Annotated in this window: 19 protein-coding genes and 2 pseudogenes; 11 read left to right on the top strand and 10 right to left on the bottom strand. The window is 73.0% G+C overall.

The features are described from left to right. Positions 1-80: 80 nt before the first annotated feature. The 3 genes from ACFZB9_RS24520 to ACFZB9_RS24510 are packed head-to-tail and all read left to right on the top strand — an operon-like array spanning position 81 to position 4,902. Positions 81-2,414 (top strand): DUF4135 domain-containing protein, encoded by a 2,334-nt coding sequence (locus tag ACFZB9_RS24520; RefSeq protein ID WP_391450439.1) that lies wholly within the window; start codon positions 81-83, stop codon positions 2,412-2,414. After that, positions 2,411-3,607 carry a hypothetical protein gene (locus ACFZB9_RS24515; protein ID WP_391450437.1) on the top strand — a complete coding sequence of 399 codons (1,197 nt, stop codon included), beginning with the start codon at positions 2,411-2,413 and terminating at the stop codon, positions 3,605-3,607. Before ACFZB9_RS24520 ends, ACFZB9_RS24515 begins: the two co-directional genes overlap by 4 nt. Then, the gene (locus ACFZB9_RS24510) at positions 3,604-4,902 is read left to right on the top strand and encodes a JmjC domain-containing protein (RefSeq protein WP_391450436.1); all 1,299 of its coding nucleotides are present in this window, start codon (positions 3,604-3,606) and stop codon (positions 4,900-4,902) included. The genes ACFZB9_RS24515 and ACFZB9_RS24510 overlap by 4 nt, the downstream gene beginning before the upstream one ends. 62 nt (positions 4,903-4,964) lie before the next feature. Here ACFZB9_RS24510 and ACFZB9_RS24505 read toward each other — a convergent pair whose 3' ends face one another. Then, a complete protein-coding gene (locus ACFZB9_RS24505; protein WP_391450572.1) occupies positions 4,965-5,120 on the bottom strand; it encodes a VOC family protein in 156 nt (51 codons plus the stop codon). 189 nt (positions 5,121-5,309) lie between these two features. Between ACFZB9_RS24505 and ACFZB9_RS24500 the strand changes: the two genes are divergently transcribed. From ACFZB9_RS24500 to ACFZB9_RS24490, 3 genes are all read left to right on the top strand, one after another. Beyond that, the gene (locus ACFZB9_RS24500) at positions 5,310-6,878 is read left to right on the top strand and encodes an MFS transporter (RefSeq protein WP_391450434.1); all 1,569 of its coding nucleotides are present in this window, start codon (positions 5,310-5,312) and stop codon (positions 6,876-6,878) included. 129 nt (positions 6,879-7,007) lie between these two features. Continuing rightward, on the top strand, positions 7,008-7,733 hold the full coding sequence (locus tag ACFZB9_RS24495; protein ID WP_391450433.1) for a heparin lyase I family protein: 726 nt from the start codon (positions 7,008-7,010) through the stop codon (positions 7,731-7,733). A gap of 246 nt (positions 7,734-7,979) precedes the next feature. Further along, on the top strand, positions 7,980-8,621 hold the full coding sequence (locus ACFZB9_RS24490; protein WP_391450432.1) for an HD domain-containing protein: 642 nt from the start codon (positions 7,980-7,982) through the stop codon (positions 8,619-8,621). A gap of 119 nt (positions 8,622-8,740) precedes the next feature. Here ACFZB9_RS24490 and ACFZB9_RS24485 read toward each other — a convergent pair whose 3' ends face one another. The 4 genes and pseudogenes from ACFZB9_RS24485 to ACFZB9_RS24470 form a co-directional block, all read right to left on the bottom strand. After that, positions 8,741-10,489 (bottom strand): methyltransferase, encoded by a 1,749-nt coding sequence (locus ACFZB9_RS24485; protein ID WP_391450431.1) that lies wholly within the window; start codon positions 10,487-10,489, stop codon positions 8,741-8,743. Positions 10,490-10,598: 109 nt separating this feature from the next. Beyond that, positions 10,599-11,810 carry a 4-hydroxybenzoate 3-monooxygenase gene (locus tag ACFZB9_RS24480; RefSeq protein ID WP_391450429.1) on the bottom strand — a complete coding sequence of 404 codons (1,212 nt, stop codon included), beginning with the start codon at positions 11,808-11,810 and terminating at the stop codon, positions 10,599-10,601. Between the two features lie 144 nt (positions 11,811-11,954). Beyond that, positions 11,955-12,092 carry a hypothetical protein gene (locus tag ACFZB9_RS24475; protein ID WP_391450577.1) on the bottom strand — a complete coding sequence of 46 codons (138 nt, stop codon included), beginning with the start codon at positions 12,090-12,092 and terminating at the stop codon, positions 11,955-11,957. Positions 12,093-12,130: 38 nt separating this feature from the next. Then, a pseudogene (locus ACFZB9_RS24470) lies at positions 12,131-12,409 on the bottom strand (thiamine pyrophosphate-binding protein); the annotation flags it as partial. A gap of 221 nt (positions 12,410-12,630) precedes the next feature. Between ACFZB9_RS24470 and ACFZB9_RS24465 the strand changes: the two are divergent. Next, the gene (locus tag ACFZB9_RS24465) at positions 12,631-14,037 is read left to right on the top strand and encodes a polysaccharide deacetylase family protein (RefSeq protein ID WP_391450427.1); all 1,407 of its coding nucleotides are present in this window, start codon (positions 12,631-12,633) and stop codon (positions 14,035-14,037) included. 62 nt (positions 14,038-14,099) lie between these two features. Here the strand turns inward: ACFZB9_RS24465 and ACFZB9_RS24460 are convergent, their stop codons facing one another. From ACFZB9_RS24460 to ACFZB9_RS24450, 3 genes are all read right to left on the bottom strand, one after another. Next, on the bottom strand, positions 14,100-14,612 hold the full coding sequence (locus ACFZB9_RS24460) for a methylated-DNA--[protein]-cysteine S-methyltransferase (RefSeq protein ID WP_391450425.1): 513 nt from the start codon (positions 14,610-14,612) through the stop codon (positions 14,100-14,102). A gap of 163 nt (positions 14,613-14,775) precedes the next feature. After that, on the bottom strand, positions 14,776-15,258 hold the full coding sequence (locus tag ACFZB9_RS24455) for a hypothetical protein (RefSeq protein ID WP_391450423.1): 483 nt from the start codon (positions 15,256-15,258) through the stop codon (positions 14,776-14,778). Positions 15,259-15,446: 188 nt separating this feature from the next. Next, positions 15,447-15,695, bottom strand: coding sequence for a hypothetical protein (locus ACFZB9_RS24450; protein ID WP_391450421.1), 249 nt, complete (start codon positions 15,693-15,695; stop codon positions 15,447-15,449). Positions 15,696-15,936: 241 nt separating this feature from the next. On the opposite strand from ACFZB9_RS24450, the gene ACFZB9_RS24445 reads away from it, so the two are divergent. Together ACFZB9_RS24445 and ACFZB9_RS24440 are read left to right on the top strand one after the other, a co-directional pair. Beyond that, on the top strand, positions 15,937-16,842 hold the full coding sequence (locus ACFZB9_RS24445) for a phytoene/squalene synthase family protein (protein ID WP_391450419.1): 906 nt from the start codon (positions 15,937-15,939) through the stop codon (positions 16,840-16,842). Positions 16,843-17,027: 185 nt separating this feature from the next. After that, entirely contained in the window at positions 17,028-17,465 is a 438-nt protein-coding gene (locus ACFZB9_RS24440; protein ID WP_391450417.1) for a nuclear transport factor 2 family protein, read from the top strand. Positions 17,466-17,562: 97 nt separating this feature from the next. On the opposite strand, the gene ACFZB9_RS24435 is transcribed toward ACFZB9_RS24440, so the two are convergent. Continuing rightward, a complete protein-coding gene (locus tag ACFZB9_RS24435; protein WP_391450415.1) occupies positions 17,563-18,864 on the bottom strand; it encodes an NADH:flavin oxidoreductase/NADH oxidase family protein in 1,302 nt (433 codons plus the stop codon). A gap of 88 nt (positions 18,865-18,952) precedes the next feature. Here ACFZB9_RS24435 and ACFZB9_RS24430 point away from each other — a divergent pair, with 88 nt between their 5' ends. Continuing rightward, positions 18,953-19,561 carry a TetR/AcrR family transcriptional regulator gene (locus ACFZB9_RS24430; RefSeq protein ID WP_391450414.1) on the top strand — a complete coding sequence of 203 codons (609 nt, stop codon included), beginning with the start codon at positions 18,953-18,955 and terminating at the stop codon, positions 19,559-19,561. A 77-nt stretch (positions 19,562-19,638) separates the two neighbouring features. Here ACFZB9_RS24430 and ACFZB9_RS24425 read toward each other — a convergent pair whose 3' ends face one another. Then, entirely contained in the window at positions 19,639-20,316 is a 678-nt protein-coding gene (locus tag ACFZB9_RS24425) for a hypothetical protein (protein WP_391450412.1), read from the bottom strand. 188 nt (positions 20,317-20,504) lie between these two features. Between ACFZB9_RS24425 and ACFZB9_RS24420 the strand changes: the two are divergent. Further along, positions 20,505-20,972, top strand: a pseudogene (locus ACFZB9_RS24420) (hypothetical protein); the annotation flags it as partial.

Below are 20,972 nucleotides of genomic sequence, written 5' to 3'. Positions count from 1 at the left end.
CGCAGACCACGACGCCGCGCGGCGCCGGCCCGACCGGCCGCGCCGCGCGGCCGTACATCGATCTCCTGGCTAGGGGCTGAATGGAACTGCGCGATCCCGGCGACGCCACCGGTTCGCCCGAACTCCCGTCCGCAACACGGCGGTTGCTGACGGCCCTGGCCGAGGGCAGGGCGGGCCGGGCGTTCCCGCCGGTGGCCGGCCCCGGGCCGGACGGCACGCTCGCCGTCGAACGCCCGCTGGGCGGCCCGTCCGACGCGCGGGCCCTGGCGCATGCGCTGGCCGACGCCCGCTTCGCGCCGCTGCACGATGCGCTGCGGCGGATCGACGCCTGGTCCGCGCGGGTCGATGCCGACGCCCGGCGGGTCGATCCGCAGGTGCTAGGGCCGGAGAACGCGGACCTGTTCGGGCCGCTGCTCACCGAGGCCCTGGAAGCCTGCGTGGCCGACCCGCCCGAGCGCGCCGCCGCCTTCGTCGCCCAACGGGCCGAGCAGTACCTGGACTTCCTGGCCTTGTTCCTGGAGCGGCTGGCCCGCGACCAGCCCCCCGACCGCCGGGTCGCCGGCCTGTGGGCGAACGGCGAGGAGACGCACAACGGCGGCCAGCGCGTGCTGCGCGTCGAGTTCGCCGACGGCACCCGGCTCGCCTACAAGCCGCGCCCCGCGACCGGCGAGATCTTGTTCCTGGCCACCGAGGGCTCGGTGTTCGCCCTGCTCAACGCGCTGCCCCCGGTGTCCGGTCCGATCCGGCTGCCGACCATGCGGAGCTGGACGAGCAGCGGCCCGGACCGGGCGTGCTACTCCTGGCAGGAGTGGATCGAGCCGCCGGACGCGTGGGGCGTCCTGCGTGCCGACGGCGAGCTGAGCCTGCGCGGCGCCGTCCTCGAACCAGGGGCGGCGGCCCGCTACTGGCACCGCGCCGGGTCGCTGGCCGCCGCCGCGTTCGCGTTCGGGATCGCCGACCTGATCGGCAGCAACGTGCTGATCGGGCAGCGCCCGGGGGATGGCGAGCCGCTGCCGTTCCCGGTCGACCTGGAGGCGTACTTCGCCGATCTGGACCGCCTGTTCGAGACCGGGCTGCTGTTCGATCCCGCGGTCTCCGCGCACCACCACGCCGGCCTGGAGAACGTCGCGCGCTGGTGCGAGCTGGACGGCCCCGCGACCTGCTGGCGCCCGCAGCCGGACGGCTCGCTGCGGCTGGAACGGCGGACCCTGTCCCTGACCCGGACCGAGACCCGCACGGTGGTCGGGGACACCGAGGGCCGCGCCGGATACGGCCCCTACCTGGCGGCACTGCTGCGCGGCATGTTCGACGCCTGGACGCTGATGTGCCGCAACCGCGCCCGGATCGCCGAGTTCATCGGGGAGCGGGCCGCCGGGCACGTGGTGCGGGTGATCGCCCGCCCGACGGCCGACTACCCGGACGGCGGCGAAGTCCCGTTCACCGACGGCGAGTCGGAGCAGCTCGCCCGCGGCGACGTCCCGTACTTCTTCCGCGCGGCCGACGGCGGCCCACTGCTGGCGATGCGGGTGCCGCCCGGCCGCGAGTTACGCACGTACCCGACCGATGCCCCCCGGTGGGGCGAGGACCGACCCTGGCCGCCGGTCGCCGCCGTCCGCGAAGGCGGGAAGCTGGACCTCGCCGGGCTCGGCATCGCCCTGCGCGACGCGGTCGAACACGTGTACGGCGACCTGATGCCAAAGCAGAGCGATGTGCACGACCCCGAGCTCGGGGTACGGCTCAGGTGGCGCGGCCCGCGTGAGGGCGAGGTGTCCTTCGACTGGCCGGAGGCGGCCCGCCGCATCACCTATCGATGGGACGAGGCGAAGCTGCGGCTGCGCATCGACTCCCTGACCGGCACGGCTGACCCGGCTCGGCCGGCCGTCGAGATCCGCGAACGGCTGCTGCGCCTGGGCCGGACCGACGCGTCGCTGCGCGCCCCCTGGGCCGCCGGGGGCTTCACCGACACCGGTCTGGAAGCGCAGCTCGACCGGCTGACCGGCGCCGGGATCGCCTGGCTGCGCGGCGTGGTCGCCGAGCACGGCTGGCCCGGCCGCAGCCTGGTCGGTGAGGAGGCCGCCACGGCGGCGAGCACGCTGCTCCAGCACCACACCGGCGACCTCGCGTTCCAGCGCGAGTGCCTGGCCCTGATCGAGGCCGCGGCCGAGGACGGCGACATGCTGCCGCGCGACGCCGCCTACCTCACCGACTCGCTGCGCCGAGCCGAGGGCCGCCCGCAGCTGTACGGCACGAAGTTCGAACGGGTCGCGGGCGGCGAGCTGCGGCCGTGCCCGATCGAGGACGAGGACCAGGTGGACGAGCGCCGCGCGGCCGTCGGCCTCGACCCGCTCGCCGCCTACGCGGCCCTGCTGGCGGAGAAGTACCCGGCACCCGAGAACGAAGGGGTACAGGCGTGATCGCGACCGACTGGACCGAACTCCTCGCCCGTGCCTGGGGCAAGGAGCCCGCCCTGCTCCCGGCCGCCGCCCCGGCGGACTCGGCGCACCTCCACCGCACGATCGTCGCCGCCTGCGAGTCCTTCCGCGCCGGAACGGTGTTCCGGACCTTCCCGCAGGTTCGCTTCCACACCCCGCTCGGCTGGCTCGGCGCGCCGGGGCGACTGTTGCCCGACGCCGCCGACCCGAGCCCGGCCACCTATCGGGCCCGGCTGCGCCGCGAGCCGCCCGGCAGCGGGCCGGACGCGGGATTCCTGCTGAGCGTCCGTCAGCCCCTCCACACCGACTACCCGTTGTGGTCGGCGGTCCGCGACACCCTCACCGAGCTGTGGCGCCAGGTGGGCTGGCCGTGCCTGCCGGTCGAGGCCGAGCTGACCGAGGGGGACGACTACACCCGTGTCCGGGGCCTGGCCGTCGACTCCGAACACGCGGTGCTGACCTGGGTGCTGGACGGCGCCCTGGAGGCCGAACTGCACGAGGTGGACGGCGAGCCGCGCGTCCTGCGGGCCGTCGCCGGCGAGCTGCTGTACTGGCCGGAGGGCTCCCGCTGGCGCGAAACCCACCTCGACGGCTGCACGACGCTGCGGATCTCCGTCCCCCGTGCGCAGCGCCTGGCGACCGGCGCGGTCAAGAACCTGCTGGCCGAGGACGTGCGGGACCGCCTGGAGTACGACGGCACGGTGCCCTGCCTGCCCTACCCCCCACCCACCGGCGGGCCCGCCGCCCCGGCCGCCCCCATGACCGCCATCGGCGAGGCGGCCCGCGCGGCAGCCGGGGGCGCGGAGCTGCCCGCCGCGCTGCGCACCCGGTGGGCGGCCTGGTGCTCCTCGGCCGGGCTGGAACCCGCACCCGAGCCGCGCGCCGACGTCCCGCTCGCCCCCGGGCAGCGGCTGCGGGTGGTGCGCGCGATCGTCCGGCTGCCGGACGGGCCCGGCCGCCGGATCTGGGCCGTCAACGGGCACGCCTTCCCGATCGGCGGGGCGGCGGGGGAGCGGATCGCCCAGCAACTGCGGCCCGGCCGCGAACTGACGGTCGGCGAGCTGTGCCGGGCGGCGGGCGCGGACGAGCACAACGGCGCCGTGACCGCGCTGCTGCGCAAGCTCTACCGGCTGCGTGGGATCGACCTGACCGACGGCGAGAGGACGGACGGATGACGACGGCACACGTGAGCGACCTGGCCATCGTCCAAGGCCCCCTCGACTGGGACGAGTTCACCGCGTGCTATTGGGACCGGCGCCCGGTGCTGATCAAGGCCGTCCGCCCGGCGCCCTTCGACATGCGCGAGGTCTTCGCTGCCACCGCGCTCGCCACCCGGCCGCCCAGCGCGTACCTGATGCCGCCGAACGCACAGTTCGCCGTCGGACGCTTCCAGCAGTCCGAGCCCGCCAACTGGTTCCCGCGCGCCGAGGACGGCACCTTCGACGGCTACCGGCAGCGGCTGGACGCCGAGTTGGCGGCCTTTTCGAAGGAGCGGCGGTACGCGCTGGTCGTGCACGCCTTCCACGCCTTCCACGCCGGGCAGTGGGAGCGCGAGCGTGCGTTCTTCGAGCCGCTGTGGGAGCGCACCGGGCTGCCGCTGTCGGGGGCGATCACCACGCTCTTCCACGGCACCTACGAGCACACCCCGGTCGGCGTCCACAAGGACCGCTTCGCGACCTTCCTGTTCGCCCTCGAAGGCCGCAAGCGGATGCGGTTCTGGCGGGAGCGCCCGTGGACCGAGCCGGTGACCACCGTGCTGGACTACCAGCCCTACCTGGCCGCCTCGTTCACCGCCGAGCCCGAGCCCGGCGACCTGCTGTACTGGCCCGCGGACTACTACCACGTCGGCGAGAGCATCGACGGCGGGGCCGCGACCAGCGTCAACGTCGGCGTGCCGCGCGAGTCGCACCGCGCGGTCTACGACGTGGACGACCTGCTGCTGGGCAAGGCCCCGGACGCGATGGTCGATCCGGACGCCGGCCTGGTGCGGCTGCCCACCGCCACCGCCCCGCTGTCGGTGCCCGAACCACCGACGGACGGCGCGCTGCCCGAAGCGCTGGAGCAGACCCTGCGCGTCTTCCAGGAGTACGGCGACCCCGACCGGATGCAGGACCGGATCGCCTCCGTCTCGCTCCGCAACTGGAGCGCGTCCGGCCTGTGCCCCGTCCCGCCGCCCGAGGCGCCGCAGCCCCTGGACGACGGCACGGCGGTACGCGCCCGTGCCCGGGTGCTGCACCAGCCGGCCGGTGGGGTGCTGCTGTGCGCCGCCAACGGACACGTGCTGCGCACCACGCTGACGCGGCAGCAGGTGGAACCGCTGCTGCGCCGACTCGCCGAACGGGAGCCGGTGCTGGTCGGCGAGTTGATGGCCGGCCTGCCGTCCGCCGCCCGCGAGGACGCCCGCCGCCTGCTGGAGGCCCTGGAGAGCTTCCGCGCCCTGACCCGCACCGTACCCAGCCGTAGATCGTGATCTTTGACTGCTCCTTGCGCCACCCAGGCCGCCTCCGGCCCGTCCCACACCAGCCGGGGGCGCTATGCGCCTGCCGGGTCCGGCGCGCTGGGAGCGGCAATCTCCCAGATGTGGCCACCCGGATCGCGGAAGCTCGCGGTGCGAAGCCCCCAGGGCCGGTCCACGGGGCCGTTGAGCAGACCGACGCCGCGCTCGGCCGTCCGGGTGAGCTGTCCGATCGCGCCGGACCGGAGTGCGCAACGCTCCGTCAGGCGTGGTCCCGGGCCGCTCGGCTAGCATCAAAACGGCCGTATGAACGGCTGAGAGCCGTGCCCGTCCCTCCCCGGACAGGCTCGCCCCACAGGGCATCCGCCGCCAGGGCTCGTTCCAGCACCCTCGCGGATGCACCCCGGAGGCAGGAGTGAACCGTGAGCGCTGCTCCCGTCAGTGGATCCTCGCGCTACCTGGTGCTCGCGGCGATGATCTTCGCCGTCGCGATGACCTTCATCGACCAGACCATCGTGTCGATCGCCGTGCCGGACATCCAGCGTGAGCTGAGCCTGACCACCACCGGCGTGCAGTGGGCGGTCAACGCCTACCTGCTCACCCTGGCGGCGTTCTTCGCCTTCGGCGGCCGGCTCGCCGACACCGTCGGCCACCGCAAGATGGTGGTGCTCGGGGTGCTGATCTTCGCGGCCGCCTCGGCCTGCTGCGGCTTCACCCCCCAAGGGAGCCTCGCCGAGGCCTGGCTGGTCGCCTTCCGCGCGGTCCAGGGGATCGGCGGCGCCATCATGTTCCCGGCGGCGCTGGCGATCGTGGTGCAGAACTTCGCACTGCGCGAGCGGGGGCGGGCGCTGGCCCTGTTCTTCGGCATCGCGGGCGGGCTGACCGCCATCGGACCGGTCCTCGGCGGCTACCTGACCGAGTGGACCTGGCGGGCCATCTTCTGGGTGAACCTGCCGGTGGCGGCGATCGCGCTGCTGCTGATCGCGCTCTCCAAGCCGGTGACGGCAAGCCGACCGGCACCCATGGACTACCGGGGCCTCGCGCTGATCGCCAGCGGTGTCGCGCTGAGCGTCTTCGGGTTCCAGCAGTCCCAGATCTGGGGCTGGTCGAACCCCGCGATCGGGCTGTGCATCGCGGCCGGCGTCCTGTTGCTGATCGTCTTCGCGGTCGTCGAGAAGCGCACCGCCTCGCCGCTGATCCAGGTGGACATCTTCCGCATCCGCGCGTTCTCCGTGCAGAACCTGGTGCTCGGCATCTCCATGCTGGTCTTCGTCCCGGTGTTCTTCTTCTCCAGCGAGTACGCGCAGATCTCGCTGGGCGACTCCTCCGCGAACGCCGGTATCTTCCTGCTCTACTTCTTCATCGGTTTCGTGATCGCCTCCCAGCTCGGCGGCCGGATGCTCGACCGGGACGGCGCGAAGCGGCCGGTGGTGATCGGCTGCGTCCTGGCCGCGGTCGGCTTCTACCTGTGGGCGGGCGACGCGACCACGCTCCGCTTCGGCTCGCAGCAGTGGGACGTCGTCCTGGCCGGCGCGGGCATGGGCTTCATGCTGACCCCGGCCAGTACCGACGCGGTCAACCGCGCCTCGCGGCTGTCCTACGGCGAGGCGACCGGCATCACCCAGACGGTCCGCAACTACGCCGCGAGTCTGGGCCTGGCCGTGCTGGGCACCGTCCTGGTCACCGAACTGCGCTCCCGCCTGACCGACTCCCTGGTAGCCCAGGGTCTGCCCCACGCACAGGCAGTCTCCGAGGCCGCCCACCTGTCGCAGGTCCAGGCACGGAGCGGTGGCGGGAGCAGCGCGAACATCCCGCAGTTCTTCCGGGCCGACTTCGCCCATGCCACCCAGGCGGTCCTCTACTGGATGGCAGCCATCATGGCCGTGGCCGCCGTCGTGGCGATGATCGGCCTGCGCCCGGGTGTCCAGGCCGAGATCGCCGCCGAGGAGCAGCAGGCCCAGCCCACCGCCGACGAGCCGGACCGGCCGTAGACACCACCGTGGTTGCCCGAAAGGACAGTCGTGCGGGCGAAGCGTTCCCCTGGCCGGTGGCCGCTGGGACGATTCCTCCCGGCGCGATCGCAGGCCGGGTCGGCTGAACCCATCAAACTGAGGAGCGGTATGTCCTTGCTGTTCGCCAACCGGAAGCTCAGCGGCGCGAGCGTGGCCGTCGCCGCGCTCGCGATCTCGTGCGGTGCGGCCACGCCCAGCAACGCCGCGGGGCCGGTGATCTGGGAGCCGAGCACGTCCGTCGGCCCGTCGTCGTTCGCCTCCGTGCAGTGCGCGCCGGGCGGGTTCGGTGTCGTCGACGATCCCGGCAAGGGGCGGCGGGTGTGGCGGGCCGACCAGGGCGCCGGGCAGGAGCGCTGTGAGGCGCTCAGCGGCGGCCTGACGGAGGGGAACACGTTCTACGTCGGGTGGTCGTCGAAGCTGAACATCAGCGACTCCGGCGACCGCTACGTCTTCCAGCTCAAGTGCTCTCCGAGCGTCGGCACGGCGAACCACCCGATCGAGCTCGACGCGACCAACGGTCGGATCCGCCTCCAGGAGTGGGACGTCGACCATGTCTCGCACGCCCTGTGGTCCGCGCCGATCGCGAACAACCAGTGGCACTCCTACGCCTTGAAGATCCACCTGGGCCGTACCGACGGCAGCATCGACTTCTGGTTCGACGGCGTGAAGCAGACGTTCAGCACCGGCGCGGGCACGTTCGTGGGGACCACGTACGACGGCACCAGCGACTACCTCAAGTGGGGGTCGTACCACCCGTCCCCGGGCGACGCGACGAACACGTTCACGAGCCCGGTGATGGCGACGACGCTCTCCGCGGCCACCTCCGGTTCGTGACCCGGGCGGCTCGCCGGGGGCGCCGGGGGCGATGGTGACCACCCGGATGCCGCGCGAGGCGACCTCCTCGCGCAGGTTCTCGGACAGGGCGTGGACGGCGAACCGGAGGGCTCCCCAGCGGATCCGCGATGTCCGGATCTGTGGCACCGATGGCCTGGTGGACATGGCAGCGCCCGGCCGGACGGGAGAGGCTGGGGGAGTCGCGAAGGCGACGTGATTGGTCGGCCACTACCTGGGATGGGTGCCATGGATACGTTGTCCGTCGGTCCGGTGAGCGTGCCGGACACGAAGCTCGCCCGCGAGGCAACCGAACTGGTGCGGGAGGCGACGAGTGACCTGATCTACCACCACTCGCGCCGGGTGTACTGCTTCGGTGCCCTGCAGGGCCGGAACCGGGACCTGAGCTTCGATCCTGAACTGCTGTACGTCGCCGCGATGTTCCATGATCTCGGCCTCGGCTCGCGGTTCCGCACCAGCGGGCGGCGCTTCGAGGTGGACGGCGCGGACGAGGCCCGCCGGTTCCTCCAGGGGCACGCGGTCCCCGAGGACAGCGTCCGGCGGGTGTGGACCGCGATCGCGCTGCACACCACGCCCGGGATCCCGCAGTTCATGGAGCCCGAGGTCGCCTTGGTGACGGCCGGCGTCGAGTACGACGTGCTGGGTATCGGGTACCGGGACATCGACGAGGCCGACCGCTCGGCCATCACCGCCCTCCACCCGCGGCCGGGCTTCAAGGAGCGGATCCTGGAGGCCTTCACCGAGGGAGTCCGGCACAAGCCGGAGACGACCTTCGGGAACGTCAAGGCGGACGTGCTGGCGCACCGGGTGCCGGGCTTCGAACGCGCCGACTTCGTGCGCACCATCCTCGACTCCCCGTGGCCGGAGTGACCCGCGCACGAGGGCGTAGGACGAGGGTGTAGGACGCCGTGACGGCGGAGGCCCGAACGGTGGGTCGGACCCTTCCGGTGGCCCGGCGCGTCAGCTGACGCGCCGGGCCACCGAACGGCTCAGCGGAGTCCGGGGAGCTGGCGGGGCAGCTCGGCGCTCTCGGCGGTGGCCTTGCGGGCGTGCAGCACGTCGGCGTCCAAGGGCAGCGGCGAGCGGTCCAGCAGGGTGAGCCCCGCCTCGGCGAGCAGCCGGGCGTAGTGATCGGTGCGGCGCTCGCGGCCCCCGACGTTGCACATCATGTGCAGGTCCCACGAGAGGGCCAGCGAGGGCGAGCCGTCGGCGGGCAGCACCCGCTCGACGATGAGCAGGTCGGCGTGGGCGGGCATCGCGCGGGCGAGGTGGCGCAGGATCTCGCGGCAGCGGTCGTCGTCCCAGTCGTGCAGCACCCGGGAGAGGAGGTAGAGGTCACCGCCCGGCGGTACGTCGGCGAAGTCGCCGACCCGGAGGTCGCACCGCTCGGCGCAGCCGGCGGCCGCCAGTGACCGGCGGGCGGCCTCGATGACATGCGGGCGTTCGAGCAAGACGCCGTTCAGGCGCGGGTGCGCGGTCAGCAGGCGGGCGAGCAGCTCGCCGTTGCCGCCCGCGACGTCGACGACGCTCCTGGGGCCGGGCGCCGCGCTCACGGCCGTGACCACCGGATGGGTGGTGAGCGGCTCGAACATGCGCGAGCTCGCGGCCATGGACTGGTCGAACAGCCGGGCGAGTTCGGGGTCGCGGGCGAAGTGGTCGAAGTGGTTCTCGCCGAAGAGGTGGTCGAAGGCCGTCTCCCCGGTGCGCACGGTGTGCGCGAGGTGGGCGAAGGACTGGTAGAACGGGCCGCCGTACATCAGGGCCAGCGGGCGCATCGAGCCGGGCGAGTCCGCGCGGAGCAGCGCGCCGAGTTCGGTGAGCCGGAAGCCGTCGTGCTCCGCCGCCACCACCCCCGGCACGGTGAGGTAGCGCAGCAGTCGCGCCAGGCTCTCCTGGTCGGCGCCGACCGCCCGGGCCAGCGCCCCGGCACCGGTCGCCGCGCGGGTGTCCATGGCGTCGGGGACCCGTAGGTCGGCGAAGACGGCCAGGGCCTGGGTCGCCCATGCCCCGGTCAGCAGGCGAAGAAGCGTTTCGGCAGGCCGGCGCGCGCGGGACTCCTCCAGATGGGAGGCGAGGACGTCCCGGTGGTCGCCGTGCAGGTAGAGCTCCACCCGGCGGTAGCCGGACTTCGAGTCGGCGGGTGCGGTGAAGTAGAGGACCGTGCCGTCCTCGTGCTGGTTGTACCCGCCGCCGTCGGCGAGTGCGCCGTGCCGCGCCAGGATCGCGCACAGTCCGCGCAGCACCAGCGGATCCGGCCGTTCGACCTCGAAGGCGAGATGCGCCTCGTGCTGCCGGTCGCGCTCGTGCTCGGCGATCGCGGCCAGCGGTGACCCCGGTGGCACGGTCAGCGTGAAGATCTCGACCGTGCGGTGCGCCCCGTCCGGGCCGAGCACCGGTGGCCGCAGGATGCGCACGTCGAGTTCCGCGGCGTCGCGCCGGTGCCGGGCGGCCAGCCGCTGCCGGACGACGACGCTGGGCTGTGGCACCACCGCCGGATCCAGTCCGCAGTCGGCGAGTTGGGTGCGCAGCGCCTGCGGGTCCGTGGGGAACACCAGCAGTGCCGCGTGCGAGAAGCGGCAGCGCCCCACCAGCGCCCGCAGTTCCGGGCCGTCGAGTCCGGGTAGCAGGAGCGGCAGCAGCGTGGCGGTGTGCTGCTCCCGGACGAAGTCCACGGTCGCGGCTAAGCGCGCCGCGTCACCGGGGACCGTCGTCGGCTCGCTCGGGATCGTTGTCACCATTGTGGAGGAATCCTCAATTCGGTAGGTAGGTGGCACAGTTCTCATGCCCCGGCAGTTCTCATGTGCCGGCGGCTCTCGTGCGCCGGCAGCGCTCGTGCCCCGGCAGTCCTCAGACGCCGACGTAGTGCTCGGCGAACCAGTGCTGCTGGCTGCGCGAGGTGCGCAGCGACTCGATGCGGGAGCGTCGCAGGGAGTTGTGGAACAACGCGGCGTCGTCCGGTCCGCAGGCCGCGTGCAGCAGCCGGACCATCCACTGCGAGAACTCCTGCGCCCGCCAGACGTGGGCCAGACAGCGTTGCGAGTAGCGCGCGAGCCCTGCGGAGTCGCCGCGGACGAGGTCGTCGATCAGGGCGGCGGCCAGGAGTTCCGCCTCCAGCACGGCGAGGTTCGCCCCCTTGGCGGCGGCCGGGCACAGCAGGCTCGCGGCGTCCCCCGCGAGGAACAGCGCGCCGTGGCGCAGCGGTTCGAGGACATCGGACTCCAGGTCGACGACGGTGCGTTGGAGCACCGGGCCCCGGTTCAGCGGGCCGTAGTCCGCGCTGCGCATCCGCAGCGCCAGCTCGTCCCAGATCCGCTCCTCGGACCACGCGTCGGGCGAACTGCCGCGCTCACACTGCAGGTAGTAGCGGGTGACCTCGGGGGTGCGTGCCATGTGTCCGGCGAATCCGCGCTCGTGCACCGCGTAGCCCACCGCGTCCAGACTCGGCGGCGCCTCGGCGAGCAGGCCGAGCCAGGAGACCTGGTGGTCGCGGTGGTAGCGCCGGACCGCACCGGGCGGCAGCGAGCGCCGCGCGGCGCCGTGCCGGCCGTCGCAGCCGGCCACGTACCTGGCCCGCCAGTGGACCGGACGGCCGTCGGCCTCGCGGGCCGTGACCGAGGGCCGTGCGCTGTCCGCGTCCAGCACGGCCAGTGCCTCGGTCCCGAAACGGAGCCGCCCGCCGTCGGCCAGATAGCGGGTCAGCAGATCCGTCACCAGGTCCTGCTGCGGATAGACGGTGTGCCGCTCCCCGAGGCCGAGGCTGCCGTAGTCCAGCCGGAAGCGGCCCTCCTCGGTGCGGAACTCGCAGCTGGCGTGCTCCCGGCCGCGTCGGCGCAGCCCTTCGGCCAGTCCGTGCCGCTCCAGGATCCGCACGGTGTTCGCGGCCAGGAAACCCGCGCGCGCCCGGGACCCGAGGTGCGCGCGGTCGGCCCGTTCGAGTAAGACGCAGTCGATCCCGCGTGCCAGCAGCAGGTTTCCGAGCACCAGCCCGGCCGGTCCGGCACCGAGGATCACCACGTCGGCCGTGTGCTGGGCCGCTCCACTGCTCCGACTTTCTGTCATAGCAGTCGATCGTAAGCGCTGATAAATGCACGAAATTCCCAGATTCACCCGTACGGGCTCGAAGCGCCGGCGTGAGCCGGTCGGGTTCGAACTGGGCTGCCCCGACCGGAACTCGGCCCGGTCGAACGGGGCCCGGCGGGGCGGCTACAGTGCCGCCTCCTGTGGCTGGGTGGCGACCACGATGACGGTCGTGATGCCGGCGCTGAGGGCCTGGGCGAACTCGCGTTCCAGGTCGTCGGTGGTCTTGACGTCGACGGCGCAGCAGCCGAAGCCGCGGGCCACGGAGGCGACATCGAGGCCGGGAAGGCGTGGAACGCGGTCACCAGGTTGCCCATCGCGTTGCCCAGCCCCGCCGAGGAGTGCAGGTTGACCAGCGCCGGGCGGCCGGTGACCTGGGCGAAGGCGTCGGCCATGGCGACCACCGAGGCCTCCTGAAGGGCCAGTACATAGCTGAAGTCGCCGGGGAACTCCTGGAGGAAGGTCTCCTCCGTCGAACCGGGATTGCCGAAGACGGTGGTCAGTCCAAGGGTGCGCAGCAGATCGTAGGTCACGCTGCGGACGGTCGGATGCGAAGCCGCTGACACCACTGCTTCTCCCATCGTGAGGTTCCTGTTCACCGGGACCGACGCCGTGGACCGCCGGGTTCGTCGTGTACACCGCAAGGCTGCGCCGTTCGCGTGGGCCTGGCAAGGGTGCCCCGCTCCCTGTCCTTCGTGCGGGTGAAGTAAGGAACGAATAAGTCATATAAACGGATTCAGATGGAAACGACTGAAGCCCCCCGGACCAGTGTCCGGCGCGGTTCCAGCTGAAGGAAGAACCCATGTCACGCCTCGCGCGCGCCCGCCGATCGGCCGCCACGCTCCTCAAGTACTGGACGCCTGACGACCGGACGCATCGCGCTCCCGTCACCACCGTCCACCAGGACCCGCACCCGCACCGGCACGGCCGCGGAGCACGCCGGCACGGGCACGGGTACGGAGTCGGCCGCACCTGCGAGGGCTCGCCGAGGCAGGAGCCGGCTCCGGTGGACCAGCCGCCGGCCCACCCCGGCTGCTCGGCCCGTCGGGATCCGCGCCGGTTGACCGAGCGGCTGACCGAGCGCCTGGGCGCCCGACGGCACGGCCGGTCGCTGGTGACCACGCCTGGCGAGCGGCTGGGTGCCACGCGCGGCGAACGGCTGGGGGCCGCGGCCCTGCCGACGCTGATGTGCCTGTGCGCGGCCCTGCTGGCCCCGGCCGAGGACCCGGCCGGGGCCACGCCACCGGCGCCGGACTGCGCGCGGCTGGCCTGCGTCGCGCTGACCTTCGACGACGGGCCGTCGGCCGCGACCGGCGCCCTGCTGGACGACCTCGCCGCCGCCCACACCAAGGCGACCTTCTTCCTGGTCGGCCAGGAGGCGCAGTACCGGCCGCAGCTCGTCAGACGCGAGGTCGCCGAGGGTCACGCGATCGGCAACCACACCTACACCCACCCGTACCTGGGGGCGCTGACACCCGCTCAGGTGCACGACCAACTCGCCAGTACCGAACAGACGATCGCCGACATCACGGGGACGCGTCCCGCGCTCGTGCGTCCGCCCTACGGCAACCAGAGCGCGCAGGTCGCGGCCTACGGCCACCCCCTGATGCTCTGGGACCTGGACAGCCTGGACTGGTATCACCACGACCCCGCCCAGGTGCTCAGCCGCGCCGAGGCCGGGGTGCGCGCCGGGTCGGTCGTCCTGATGCACGACACCGAGAACCAGCGCGACACCCTCGCCGCCGTCCCGCAGCTCATCCGGAACCTGCGCCGGGCCGGCTACACCCCGGTCACCGTTCCGGAGCTCTTCGGATCCACTGAGCTCAAGCCCGGCACGTCCTACCGCAACCGGGACAGCGCGGCCCGCCCGGTCACGCAGGTCCAGCCGTGGGCCGACCCGCTGCCGGGCACCGCCCAGGACACCGACGCCGCCATCGCCGGCAGCGTGCTGCTGCGCTACCACAGTGCCGCCGCCACCGGCCCGGCGGAACTGGCGCAGACGGTGGGCGGCCTGCAGGCCGGCGAATGCCGCAACATCGTGGCGCCGCTGGCCGCCCGGGCGGACGCGCCGGCGTTCGCGCTGCGCGACGACACCGGGCACGGCATCCAGCTCTACGACCGGCCCGACTGCGCCCACCGGGTGGCCGACAACACCCTGAAACCCGGCAACGAGCAGGACGACGAGGTGCGCAGCTTCAAGGTGAGTTGAGCACGCCCCGGGCGGCCGGGTGGCCGGCGGCACTCTGCGGAGAGCCGCCGGCCACCGGGACGTCAGAACAGCCGCATGGCGGCCGCCTCCGCGGGCTCCTCCAGGTCGAGCAGGGTGCGCTTGCGGTCGATCCCGCCGGCGAAGCCGGTGAGCGAGCCGTTCGCCCCCACGACCCGGTGGCACGGGATGACGATGCTCACCGGGTTGTGCCCCACCGCCTGTCCCACGCGCTGCGCCATCAGCTTGTTCCCCAGCTGCTGCGCGATGGCTCCGTAGGTCGTCGTCCCGCCGTACGGGATCTGCGTGAGGATCCGCCACACCTGCTGGGAGAAGTCGTCACCACGCGGGTGCACCGGGACCTCGAAGTCGCGCCGCTCACCGGCGAGGTACTCCCGCATCTCGTCGGCGGTCCGGGCGATCACCGCGTCCTCGCGCTCGCCGACCCGCCCGCCGATCTGCTCGGCGGCCGGCGGGTACCGGTGCCCCTCGAAGTAGACCCCGGTCAGCGCCGCTCCGTCCGAGACCATCAGGAGCTCGCCCAGACCCGTGCTCACCATGGCGTGCTGGTACGTCACCACTGCCCTCCTCCACCTGGTCCCATTCTCCGCTCCCGGCGCCGGTGCGCGGCACGGTCCAGGATGCCACCTCGGGCCGAGGACGGCTGGCGGAAATCGGACACCATGGCCGGTACACGGGCGCCGGTTGGGCATCCGACGCCCGTCAGCTGTGCGGCGTGCGTCAGATGCAGGAGTTGAATGCCCTGTCGCCCCAGTTCGAGCCGTCCGCGTAGGCGTGCCACGAGCCGTAGCCCTGCACGCAGATGACCTGGGTGAAGGCCTGATAGGTCTGCGGGTTCTGGCTGTTGATGTCCACCCAGGGTGTGTCGACGGTCTGGCCGGCGGAGGCGGGCTGGGTGACCGAGGCCACGGTGCCGTTCGACGCGGTGAGGGCCACGGTGGCGTCGGCGAAGGGTAATGCGCTCCGGTACTGGCTGTCCCAGACGAAGTGCGCCTGGGCGGTGCCGTTGCAGGTGTTGTAGATCTGCTGGACCTGGCCGACGGGCCTGGTCCCGTCGATGGTGAGGATGCCGGGGTTGCCGACGTCGGTCAGGCCGCAGCTCGCCGCGGTGGCCTGGGCGGTGCCCGCGGTGGCGACGCCGAGCCCGGCAGTCAGGCACGCGGCAGCGGCGGCGGCCGCGAGGCGGCGCTTGAGAGTGCTCACGATGGTGTCCCCTACCGTTGGCTCACAGAGATTTTCACTGTGGCGCACGCCGCTGACGACACGCTGACTCCTTCCTGGTCCGGGCCACGAGCCCGGTCCTTCCCCGGCCGCCTCGGCTGCCGGCACCGGGGTCGCCGGCCATGGGGGTACCTACGCGTCGGTGCCGGCGCCCGGGTCGTGCTGGGCGGTCAGCGCGAGGGATGCCAGACGGCTTCGAGCCGGGTCGTCCCGTCCTCGCGGGTGACGGTCCGCCAGTGGGCCCGCATGGCCACCCGTTCGGTGGGCGTGCGCCGCGGCGCCCCCACGGCTTGGAGAACGGAGTTGTCGAGCGAGCCGGCGGCCAGCCGGTCCAGCATCAGCGAGAAGGTGGTGCGCAGGCCGTGGCCGCGGCGGCTCAGGTCGGGGGCCAGGGAATGGAACGCGGCGAAGACTGACACGCGGCTCACCTCCAGAACGGCCTGCGGACCTGCAGGTGGAGAAAGTCTGCGGCGTCCGGGCGGCGGGAGCGCCGCGATTGACGGCGCTCTGACGCGCTGCTGACGCATTGTGTATGTCGGCGGCGGGGGAGGCCCGATCGGTGCCCCGTGCGGTGCGGTAGCGTCTCGGGGGGCTCGGTGGCCCCGGTGGACGGAACCGGCGCTCGGCCGGGGTGCCGGTCGGGCGGAAGGTCAGGGGCACGTGGGCGGATGGCAGCGGGCGTTGAGCGCGGCGGGGATAACCGAGCCGGGGCTGCGCGCTGACTACGAACGGCAGCGCACGCGCGTCGCGGCGTACAAGCGGGAGGTCCCGCTCGCCCTGGGGCTGCTGATGCCGCCGTCGGTCGTCCCGCACCTGATAGCCGCCACCGCCTTCATCCACCACACCGACAACCTCCTCGACAGCGGTCCGCGAGAGAGCCGCAAGGCGGCGTACGTCCAGTGGGAGCAGGACGTCACCGACAGCCTGACCCGAGCCCACAGCGACGACCCCGAGCTGCGACCGCTGCTCAACACCGTCGCCGCGCACCCCGTCCTGCGCGAGTGCGTGCTGGACTTCCTCGCCGGGGCCGCCGCGGATCTCGACTTCGCGGGTTTCGCCACCGAGGCCGACTACCAGCACTATCTGGACGCCTACTCGCTGCCCGCGTTCATGGTCGTCGCCACCCTGCTCGGTCCGGACGGCGACCAGCAGGCCTACCGAGCCGCCTGCCGCCTCTTCATCGACGCCAGCCAGCGGCTCGACTTCGTCAGCGACCTCGCCGAGGACCTGGCGCAGGGCCGCCTGACCATCCCCGCGCAGAGACTGGAGCGGCACGGTGTCACCCGCGGTGATCTGGAGCAGGCCCGCGACCTGCCTGCCGTGCGGGAGCTGATCACCGGTCTGCTCGACGAGGTCGACCGCACGCTCGCCGAGAGCCGCGCCGTGGTCGGCCTCGTCCCGCCCGCCCATCGGCCCATGGTCCGGTGCATGATCGGCCTGGACGAGCTGACCGGCGCCGCCGCCCGCCGGGACATCCCCGCCCTGCTCCGGCGCTCCGCCGGCCCCGGCACGCTCGGCGCCGTGCGCCTGCTGGGCCGCGAGTACCTGCGGGCACGCCGGTCCTGAGCTCAACTGCCGCTGATCAGCGGCCCGTTGTCGCGCGGCGCCGGCGGCGGCACCGGCACCGGTGGCGGCCGGCGGGTCTTTGAGGATGGCCGAAAGCAGAGCGTTCCGATGCGGAGACGGGACTCATACTTCTTCTTGAGCAGTGACTCGCCTTACTGGGACAACTCCCCCTGGAAGGATCTGCCATGCCCGAGTCCACCGACTCCGCGAAGCTGAGCCCGCTGGAGATCTTCGAACGCTTCCGGGTGAACGTACTGGCCGGTGAAATCGGCCTCACCGAGGACCTCCTCGCCGAGGATGTCGTGATCGAACTCCCCCTGTCCCCGTCCGAGAGCCCGCGGCACTTCAACGACCGCGCGCAGTACACCGCCTTCACCACTTCCACGCGGGCCGCGCTGCCCGTGCGGTTCGATGAGTTCCGGACCATCGCCGTCCACCAGACCGCCGATCCGCAAGTGATCGTCGCTGAATACGAGTTGAGCGGAACCCTGACCACCACCGGCAAGAGCGAGACGGCTGCGTTCGTGGTCGTGCTGACGGCCCGCGGCGGCCAGGTGGTGCACTGGCGCGAGTACCAGGACGTGTCGGCCCTGGTCCGTGCGCTCGGCCCGCAGGAGCAGTGACCAGCACCACACGGTGTGACCATCGCAACAGCAGCGCCGGCCCGCGTGAATCGACGCGGGCCGACGCTGTTGCCGCGCGGGGCCCCTGGGCCCCCGGCTATGCGGGGTTGCTGCCGGCGGTGGGCAGCCAGGCGCGGTAGCGGCGCAGGGCCTTTCGCTGCCCGAGCTGTTCCGAGAGCAGGGCGAAGGCCGGGTGGGTGCCGGGGGCGGGATTGCTGCCGCGGGCGAGGCGGCGCAACTGGTGGCGGACCTGTGCCATGCCGGCGGCGGAGGCGAGGGCCTTGTCGGACCAGGTCACCGGGCGCAGCTGCCGGTCGGCCTCGCGGTCGGCCGCCCAGCGGTGGGGCAGGTCGGGGGTGACGGCGAGGGCGGTGCCCAGGCCGACGACCGCGACGCCGCTGGCGAGGACCCGCTCGGCGGTGGCGCGCCGGGTGATGCCGCCGGTGAGCATCAGCGGCAGGGGGCTGGTGCGCACCAGGTCGGCCGCCAGGTCGAGGAAGTAGGCCTCGCGTGAGCTGGAGCTGGAGCCGGAGCCGGAGCTGGAGCGCGAGTCCGAGCCGGAGCGCGAGGGGGAGTGGGCCTCGGCGGGGCGGCCGGTCATGGCGGGGCTCTCGTAGCTGCCGCCGGACAGTTCGACCAGGTCGACGCCGAGCGGCGCGAGCATCGCGATCACCTGCCGGGCGTCGTCGGCGTCGAAGCCGCCGCGTTGGAAGTCGGCGGAGTTGAGCTTCACCGCGACCGCGAAGGACGGCGAGACGGCGGCCCGAACGGCGCGCACGACGTCCAGCAGCATCCGGGCCCGGTTCTCCAGCGATCCGCCCCACGCGTCGGTGCGCCGGTTGACCAGGGGGGAGAGGAACTGTGAGAGCAGGTAGCCGTGGGCGGCGTGGACCTCCACTCCGTCGAACCCGGCCTGTTCGGCGCGCGCGGCCGTGACCGCGAACCGGGCGACCGTCGCCTCGATCTGCTCGGCGGTCATGGCGACGGGGCGGCCGAAGCGACCGCTGTGCCGCCCCAGGTCGACGCCCACCGCGGACGGACCCCACACCACGCCCGGCATGCCGGCCTGCACCTGACGGCCCGGGTGGTTGATCTGCATCCACACCGCCCCGCCGCCCGACTTGGCGGCCCTGGCCCACTCGGCGAACGGCGCCAGCGGCGCGGCGTCGTCGAGCACGACGCCGCCGGGGCCGGTCAGGGCCTCGGCGTGGACCATGACGTTCCCAGTGATCAGCAGGCCGGTGCCGCCCGCGGCCCAGCGCCGGTACAGGGCCGCCAGCCGCCCATCGGGCAGCTGGCCGTCGCCGGCCATGTTCTCCTCCATGGCCGCCTTCGCGATCCGGTTGCCCAGTTCCGCCCCTGAGCTCAGGCGCAGTGGCGAGAACAGTTCGCCCGTCATGTGGGCCTCCCATGCATCGACTAGAATGTGTACACCACACACATTAGGGCAGCGGTGTATGCACTGCAAACATCGGAGAGGGTGGCCCATGCCACAGCAGACCGGCTCGTACCACCACGGCGACCTGCGCGCCGCCTGCCTGCGCGCCGCGCGCGAACTGCTGGAGGAGGACGGCAGCGCCGCGCTGTCCCTGCGCGCCGTCGCCCGACGGGCCGGCGTCTCGGCGACCGCCCCCTACCGCCACTACGCGGACCGTGACGCCCTCGTCTCCGCCGTCGCCGCGCAGGGCTACCGCGAACTCGCCGAACAGCTGGTCGCGGCGCACCCCTCGTCCCGGACGCCCGACCGCCTGGCCGCGATCGCCGTCGCCTACGTCCGCTTCGCACTGGAGCGCCCCGCGCTGTTCAGGGTGATGTTCGCGGAGCCCTGCGACCCGGCCGACGAGGAGCGGGTGGCGGCGACCGCGGCCATGTGGGACTACGTCCGCGCGGTCGTCCGCGAGGCCTTCCCCGGGGCCGATCCGGAGGCGATGTCGACCGCGGTGTGGGCGCTCGTCCACGGCCTGGCCTTCCTGCACCTCGACGGCAAGCTCGACACCTCCGCCCCCGAGGTGGTCGCGGACCAGGTCCGCGCAGCCGTCCACGCGCTGCTCACCGCCGCCCCGGCAGCAGCCCACCTGCCGGCCGGGGAGCGGTAGGCGCACCGTCCCGGGGCAACCGAGGACGGTGGGCCCGAAGCCGTCGTCGTGCGCCGCCGCCGCGGGCCTGACGCTCCTCAGCTGACGAACTCCTCGTCGCCGTAGCGCAGCTCGGCCTTGTTCCAGTCGACGCCGAGTTCGGCCGTGAACTTCTGGGCCGACGGCAGGTCGGCGAGCGGGGCGATGAGGATGAGCCGGCCGTCCAGGGTGACCGAGCCGCCGCCGAGTTCGTCGCGGGCCTCGGGGTCGGCGAGGAGCGTGTCGTGAAGGCGGGTCCGGTTGACGCCGGGCACCTGGATCTCGACCGCGTCGGCCTCCGACGAGGCCTGCGGCAGACAGCGGAAGGTGAGCACCGACTCCTGGTGGTACTGCTTGGCGATGACGCCCGCGATGTGGTGCAGCCCGTCGCGGCCGACCTTGTTGACGTCGAACTCGCGTGAGCGCTCGTAGCTGGCCTGCTTCAGGTCACCGGACCAGAAGACGCCGTCCAGGAGCTTCGAGGCGCCGGGCCGCGCGCCATGGGCCTGGATGATCGCTCGCACCACATGGTCGAAGCGCGTCAGACGGGTCTTGAGCCGGGGGTCGGCCGGATCCGTGATGATCGCGGTGTTGTTGCTCGCGAAGATCTCCGCGGTCGGGCAGCCGGCTGCCGCCGGGCTCGCCTGCGCGATCCCCGTGCCCGTAACTCCCAGCGTCAGGGCGGCGACTGCGACCAGGATGTGCGACCGTCGCCGCGCGGTGATGACATTCCTCATGGCGTGAGGAACGAGCGTCGGCGCAGTTCGTTGCGCCCGTGCCAACGGTGGCGTTCCGGCCGCGGGCGCGGCTTCCAGGTGGCGGCCCTCCAGTGGCTGAGGCAGGGTGATAAACGCTCACTGTCACTCAATGTGAGCATCCATCACTTCGGGTGCGGCCCCGGTGCCACCTGTCGAAGGAGAAGATCGTGAACGCTCGTAGGGCAGCCCGCGTGGCTGTGGCCGCCGCGGTGATGGGTCTGGGGGTGCTGGCGGCTCCGACCACCTCGGCCCTCACCCCGGCGGGCGGTGGCGGCGGCGATGACCACTGCAGGCGTGCCGATGACCACACCGGCTGCCGCGGCCCGCAGGGGCCCACGGGCCCGACCGGTCCGCAGGGGCCTGCTGGCACGGCCGGCTCGCTCGGCTCGCCGGGGCACACCGGCCCGACCGGCCCGACCGGTCCGCTGGGGCCCACTGGCCCGCAGGGCCTCGCCGGCACGCCTGGCACCGCCGGTTCGCCCGGCACTCCAGGGCACACGGGTCCGACCGGTCCGACCGGTTCGCTGGGGCCCACCGGTCCGCAGGGCCTCGCCGGCACGCCTGGCACCGCCGGTTCGCCCGGCACTCCAGGGCACACGGGTCCGACCGGTCCGACCGGTTCGCTGGGGCCCACC

Source organism: Kitasatospora sp. NPDC008050, assembly GCF_042957465.1.
In the GTDB taxonomy this organism is placed as follows: domain Bacteria; phylum Actinomycetota; class Actinomycetes; order Streptomycetales; family Streptomycetaceae; genus Kitasatospora.
This window is presented reverse-complemented; position numbering and strand designations above follow the sequence as displayed.

Bases quoted from the DNA above. Each gene is read 5' to 3' on its own strand.
- ACFZB9_RS24520 (WP_391450439.1), top strand. From the start codon at position 81: ATGGAACTGCGCGATCCCGGCGACGCCACCGGTTCGCCCGAACTCCCG.
- ACFZB9_RS24510 (WP_391450436.1), top strand. From the start codon at position 3,604: ATGACGACGGCACACGTGAGCGACCTGGCCATCGTCCAAGGCCCCCTC.
- ACFZB9_RS24495 (WP_391450433.1), top strand. From the start codon at position 7,008: ATGTCCTTGCTGTTCGCCAACCGGAAGCTCAGCGGCGCGAGCGTGGCC.
- ACFZB9_RS24490 (WP_391450432.1), top strand. From the start codon at position 7,980: ATGGATACGTTGTCCGTCGGTCCGGTGAGCGTGCCGGACACGAAGCTC.
- ACFZB9_RS24485 (WP_391450431.1), bottom strand. From the start codon at position 10,489: ATGGTGACAACGATCCCGAGCGAGCCGACGACGGTCCCCGGTGACGCG.
- ACFZB9_RS24480 (WP_391450429.1), bottom strand. From the start codon at position 11,810: ATGACAGAAAGTCGGAGCAGTGGAGCGGCCCAGCACACGGCCGACGTG.
- ACFZB9_RS24465 (WP_391450427.1), top strand. From the start codon at position 12,631: ATGTCACGCCTCGCGCGCGCCCGCCGATCGGCCGCCACGCTCCTCAAG.
- ACFZB9_RS24440 (WP_391450417.1), top strand. From the start codon at position 17,028: ATGCCCGAGTCCACCGACTCCGCGAAGCTGAGCCCGCTGGAGATCTTC.
- ACFZB9_RS24435 (WP_391450415.1), bottom strand. From the start codon at position 18,864: ATGACGGGCGAACTGTTCTCGCCACTGCGCCTGAGCTCAGGGGCGGAA.
- ACFZB9_RS24430 (WP_391450414.1), top strand. From the start codon at position 18,953: ATGCCACAGCAGACCGGCTCGTACCACCACGGCGACCTGCGCGCCGCC.
- ACFZB9_RS24425 (WP_391450412.1), bottom strand. From the start codon at position 20,316: ATGAGGAATGTCATCACCGCGCGGCGACGGTCGCACATCCTGGTCGCA.